5 protein-coding genes are annotated in these 4,289 nt (G+C 68.4%); 3 read left to right on the top strand and 2 right to left on the bottom strand.

Going from position 1 to position 4,289, the window contains the following annotated elements:
- Positions 1–41 precede the first annotated feature (41 nt).
- Together G3N93_RS35005 and G3N93_RS35000 are read right to left on the bottom strand one after the other, a co-directional pair.
- The gene (locus G3N93_RS35005; protein ID WP_174987287.1) at positions 42–887 is read right to left on the bottom strand and encodes an NRDE family protein; all 846 of its coding nucleotides are present in this window, start codon (positions 885–887) and stop codon (positions 42–44) included.
- A gap of 76 nt (positions 888–963) precedes the next feature.
- The gene (locus G3N93_RS35000; protein WP_174941581.1) at positions 964–1,998 is read right to left on the bottom strand and encodes a folate-binding protein YgfZ; all 1,035 of its coding nucleotides are present in this window, start codon (positions 1,996–1,998) and stop codon (positions 964–966) included.
- A gap of 77 nt (positions 1,999–2,075) precedes the next feature.
- On the opposite strand from G3N93_RS35000, the gene mltG reads away from it, so the two are divergent.
- The 3 genes from mltG to holB all read left to right on the top strand — a co-directional run.
- A complete protein-coding gene (gene mltG, locus G3N93_RS34995) occupies positions 2,076–3,095 on the top strand; it encodes an endolytic transglycosylase MltG (RefSeq protein WP_174941171.1) in 1,020 nt (339 codons plus the stop codon).
- On the top strand, positions 3,095–3,715 hold the full coding sequence (gene tmk, locus G3N93_RS34990) for a dTMP kinase (RefSeq protein WP_039367036.1): 621 nt from the start codon (positions 3,095–3,097) through the stop codon (positions 3,713–3,715). Before mltG ends, tmk begins: the two co-directional genes overlap by 1 nt.
- 19 nt (positions 3,716–3,734) lie before the next feature.
- Positions 3,735–4,289: DNA polymerase III subunit delta' (holB, locus tag G3N93_RS34985; RefSeq protein ID WP_206135013.1), on the top strand; the 555-nt coding region annotated here is incomplete at its 3' end.

Here is a 4,289-nt window from a genome sequence, read left to right as displayed (position 1 = left end):
GAGATGGCGCGCGCGCCGTAGCGCGGCGCCCGCTCGCGTGCTCAGCGCGGCGGCGTCGCGTCGAGGTCGAACGTGAACGCACGCTCGAACGTGCCCGGGCGGACGGTGCGGTGCGAACCGTCGTCGTCGCAGCGTTCCTTGATCTCGACCGTCAGCCGCACGCCTTCCTTCATCGTGACGCGCAGCGCGGTCGTGCCGCGCGTGCCGTATTCGGGGGTCTCGATGAATGCGGCCGACAGCGCACGCTCGCGCTCGATCGGAATACCCGTGTGCGGCAATGCGTCGTCGTCCGCGACATGCGGGTCGCGCATCAGCGCGATCAGCTCGTCGAGCGACGGGGTCGGATTGTCGGTGAGCAGCGTGCCGAGTTCCGCGCGCTTGCGCACCACTTTCGGCCAGGGTGTATCGAGCCGCGCATTCGACAGCGCATGCACGCCGGGCGCGATCGCGACGGGCGCGGCGACAACGCTTTCGCCCTCGGGCGCGCGATTGCAGAACCACGCGAGTTCACGCCGCCGCCAGTCGCCTACGAGCAGGTTGAAGCCGTTGTAGACGGCCGCATGCTCGGCCAACTGCCTCAGGTAGTCGAGCGGCGCGACGGACGGCCCGCCGAGGAAATCGGACACGAGCTTGCCGCGGGTCGGCGCACCGGCGCGGATGTCGAACGGTGCGCGGTAGTTCGTCAGCGCGGCGAAACGGCCGTCGCGCGATACGCCGAGCCACGTGCCGCCCGCTTCGAGATCGCGGCCGGCCAGCACGCCCGGTACATCTTCCCACCACGAGAGCGGCGCGCTGGTCCGACGAAAGAACTCATCGCGGTTGGCGGTGAGGGTAAAGACGGGACCGGCGGCGGCATCGGGCTGCCAGTCGAAGGCAATCAGACACATCGGGCGAATCTCTCGCAGGAAACATCGGGCGCCGGCTGCGACTCGCGAGCCGGCGCGCGAACGGGTTGTCAGTGCATCACGCTTCCGTCGGCCAGGCGTACGGCAGCGTATCGAACGCGAGCACCGGGCCGTCGGCCGAACCGAGGTGCACCGTGCCATTGTCGAGCGCGGCGAGCTTGATCTCGACGAGCGCGTCGACACCGCCCGCGGGCGCGGCCGCCGCGTTGACGATCATCCCGCACGGCTGGCCGGGATCGTCGCTGTGGAACAGCTCGACGCCGGCATGCACGGTATCGGTCTCGCCGGCGACGTGCGCGAGCGCGGTGCGGCGCTTGATCGTGCCGCGGTACTGGCTGCGCGCAACGATTTCCTGGCCCGGGTAGCACCCCTTGCGAAAGTTAACGGCGCCGATCACGTCGAAGTTGACCATCTGCGGCACGAACTGTTCGACGGCAGGCTGCGTGATGCGCGGTTCGCCCGCGCGGATGTCGAGCCAGTCCCATACGGCCGGCGACACGACCGGCAGCGAACTGCCGAGCGCGGCGATGCGCGCATCGACTTCCGCGCGCGGGCCGATCCACAGATAGCGCTTGCGGCCGGCTGCATCGGGCACGCGGATCAGCGTGCCGGCGGGGCCGTCGACCTTCACGTGCACGCCGTCCGGCAGTGCATCGAAGATGCCCGACAGCGCGTCGCGCACGTCGCCCGCGAAACCGACCACCGCGAGCGTGTCGCTCGCATCCGTCAGCTTCGCTTTGGCACGCAGCACGAACATCGACAGCCGCTTCTGCACGGCCGGCTGCACGTCCTTCGACACCAGCAGGCGCACGCCGTGGCCGGCGCGCCACGTGAGGAACGAGCCGAGGAGGCGCCCCTTCGGCGAGCAATAGCCGGACAGCCGCGCAGTCGCGGCGTCGAGATGTTCGATGTCGTTGGTGAGCTGGCTGTGCAGGAACGTCGCGGCATCATCGCCGGCCACGTCGATCACGCCGAACTGCGGCAGCGGCATGCAGGCGCCCGGCGCATCGAAATCGGCGGCGGACGGGCGGGGGAAAACGGGGAGCGAGGCGGGTGCGGCCTGGACTGCCGGTGAAGCGAACGGTGTGCTCATGGAATGAGGGAACAGTCAACCCTGACTTTGACGGAGGCGAGCAAGTATTATATGGGTCTTACCTGAGTCACGTTTCCATGTCCCTACTGAAGAAATGCGCCGCGACGATCGTGGCGCTGGCCGTCGTTGTGGCCGCTGCCGGCGCGGGCGGCGGATATTACTGGGCAACCCGGCCACTGCTGCTGGGTTCCGCATCGCTCGACGTCACGATCAAGCCGCGCAGCAGCGTGAAGAGCGTTGCGCTGCAGCTGAAGCGCGGCGGCGTGCCGGTGGAGCCGCTCGGCTTCGTCGCGATGACGCGCGTGCTCGGGCTGTCGAGCCGGCTCAAGTCCGGCAACTACGAATTCAAGACCGGTATCACGCCTTACGAGGTACTGCAGAAGATCGCGCGCGGCGACGTGAACGAGTACGTCGCGACGGTCATCGAAGGCTGGACCTTCAAGCGGATGCGCGCGGAACTCGACTCGAACCCCGATCTTGCGCACTCGACGGCCGGCATGAGCGACGCCGAGCTGCTGCGCGCGATCGGCGCATCGGACAACGCGGTGCAGCGCGGCAGCGGCGAGGGGCTGTTCTTCCCCGATACCTATCTGTTCGACAAGGGTACGAGCGACCTGAACATCTACCGGCGCGCGTACCATCTGATGCAGACGCGTCTTGACGAGGCCTGGGCCGCGCGCGTGCCGGGCCTGCCGTACAAGACACCTTACGAAGCGCTGACGATCGCGTCGATCGTCGAAAAGGAAACGGGCCACGCGGCCGATCGCGCGTTCGTCGCGGCCGTGTTCGCGAACCGGCTGCGCATCGGCATGCCGCTGCAGACCGATCCGTCGGTGATCTACGGGCTCGGCGATGCGTACGACGGCCGCCTGCGCAAGCGCGACCTGCAGGCCGACACTCCTTACAATACCTACACCCGACGCGGGCTGCCGCCGACGCCGATCGCGTTGCCGGGCGTGGCCGCGCTGCAGGCGGCGATCAATCCGGCACAGACGAGCGCGCTTTATTTCGTCGCGAAAGGCGATGGCACGAGCGTGTTCTCGGACACGCTCGGCGACCACAACAAGGCCGTGGATAAATACATACGAGGTCAATAATGGCGAGCGGTAAATTCATCACGTTCGAAGGCATCGACGGGGCGGGGAAGACCACCCACCTGCAATGGTTCTGCGAACGCCTCCAGGGCAAGCTGGCCGCGGCCGGCCGGCAGGTCGTCGTCACCCGCGAGCCGGGCGGCACGCAGCTCGGCGAGAAACTGCGCGAGATCCTGCTGAACCAGCCGATGGATCTCGAGACGGAAGCGCTGCTGATGTTCGCCGCGCGCCGCGAGCATCTCGCGCTCGTGATCGAGCCGGCGCTCGCGCGCGGCGACTGGGTCGTGTCCGATCGCTTCACCGACGCGACGTTCGCGTACCAGGGCGGTGGCCGCGGGCTGCCGCGCGACAAGCTCGAGACGCTCGAGCGCTGGGTGCAGGGCGGTTTCCAGCCCGACCTGACGGTGCTGTTCGACGTCGCACCGCAAGTCGCGAGCGAGCGTCGCGGCGCCGCGCGCATGCCCGACAAGTTCGAGAGCGAGTCCGACGCGTTCTTCTCGCGCACGCGCAGCGAATACCTGCGACGCGCGGAAGAGGCGCCGCACCGCTTCGCGATCGTCGATGCGACGCAGACGATTCCCGAGATCCGCCAGCAGCTCGAACGCGTGCTCGCCGCGCTGTAATTCGCAAGGAACGCACCACATGATCTATCCGTGGCAGACCGACGACTGGAACCGCCTGCAGCAACTGCGTGCGCAATGGCCGCACGCGCTGTTGCTGCACGGTCAGGCCGGGATCGGCAAGTTGCAGTTCGCGCAGCATCTCGCGCAGGGCTTCCTGTGTGAATCGCCGCAGCCGAACGGCGAGCCGTGCGGCACCTGCGCGGCCTGCACCTGGTTCTCGCAGGGCAACCATCCGGACTACCGGATCGTGCTGCCCGAGGCGCTGGCGGGCGAGGCGCCGGGCGCCGCGGACGACGCGAAGGCGGCCGACGCGGACGAAGGCGGCAAGAAGACGCGGGCGCCGAGCAAGGAAATCAAGATCGAGCAGGTGCGCGCGCTGCTCGACTTCTGCGGGGTCGGTTCGCATCGCGGCGGCGCGCGCGTCGTCGTGCTGTATCCGGCCGAGGCGCTCAACGTCGCCGCGTCGAACGCGCTGCTGAAAACGCTGGAGGAACCGCCGTCCGGCGTTGTGTTCCTGCTCGTATCGGCGCGCATCGACCGCCTGCTGCCGACCATCATCAGCCGCTGCCGGCAA

The sequence above is a fragment of the Burkholderia sp. Se-20378 genome, assembly GCF_017104665.1.
GTDB classification, from domain to species: Bacteria; Pseudomonadota; Gammaproteobacteria; order Burkholderiales; family Burkholderiaceae; genus Burkholderia; species Burkholderia lata.
This window is presented reverse-complemented; position numbering and strand designations above follow the sequence as displayed.

What these genes read in the sequence shown, in the direction of transcription:
- G3N93_RS35005 (WP_174987287.1), bottom strand. Translation starts at nt 887, where the DNA reads ATGTGTCTGATTGCCTTCGACTGGCAGCCCGATGCCGCCGCCGGTCCC.
- G3N93_RS35000 (WP_174941581.1), bottom strand. Translation starts at nt 1,998, where the DNA reads ATGAGCACACCGTTCGCTTCACCGGCAGTCCAGGCCGCACCCGCCTCG.
- mltG (WP_174941171.1), top strand. Translation starts at nt 2,076, where the DNA reads ATGTCCCTACTGAAGAAATGCGCCGCGACGATCGTGGCGCTGGCCGTC.
- tmk (WP_039367036.1), top strand. Translation starts at nt 3,095, where the DNA reads ATGGCGAGCGGTAAATTCATCACGTTCGAAGGCATCGACGGGGCGGGG.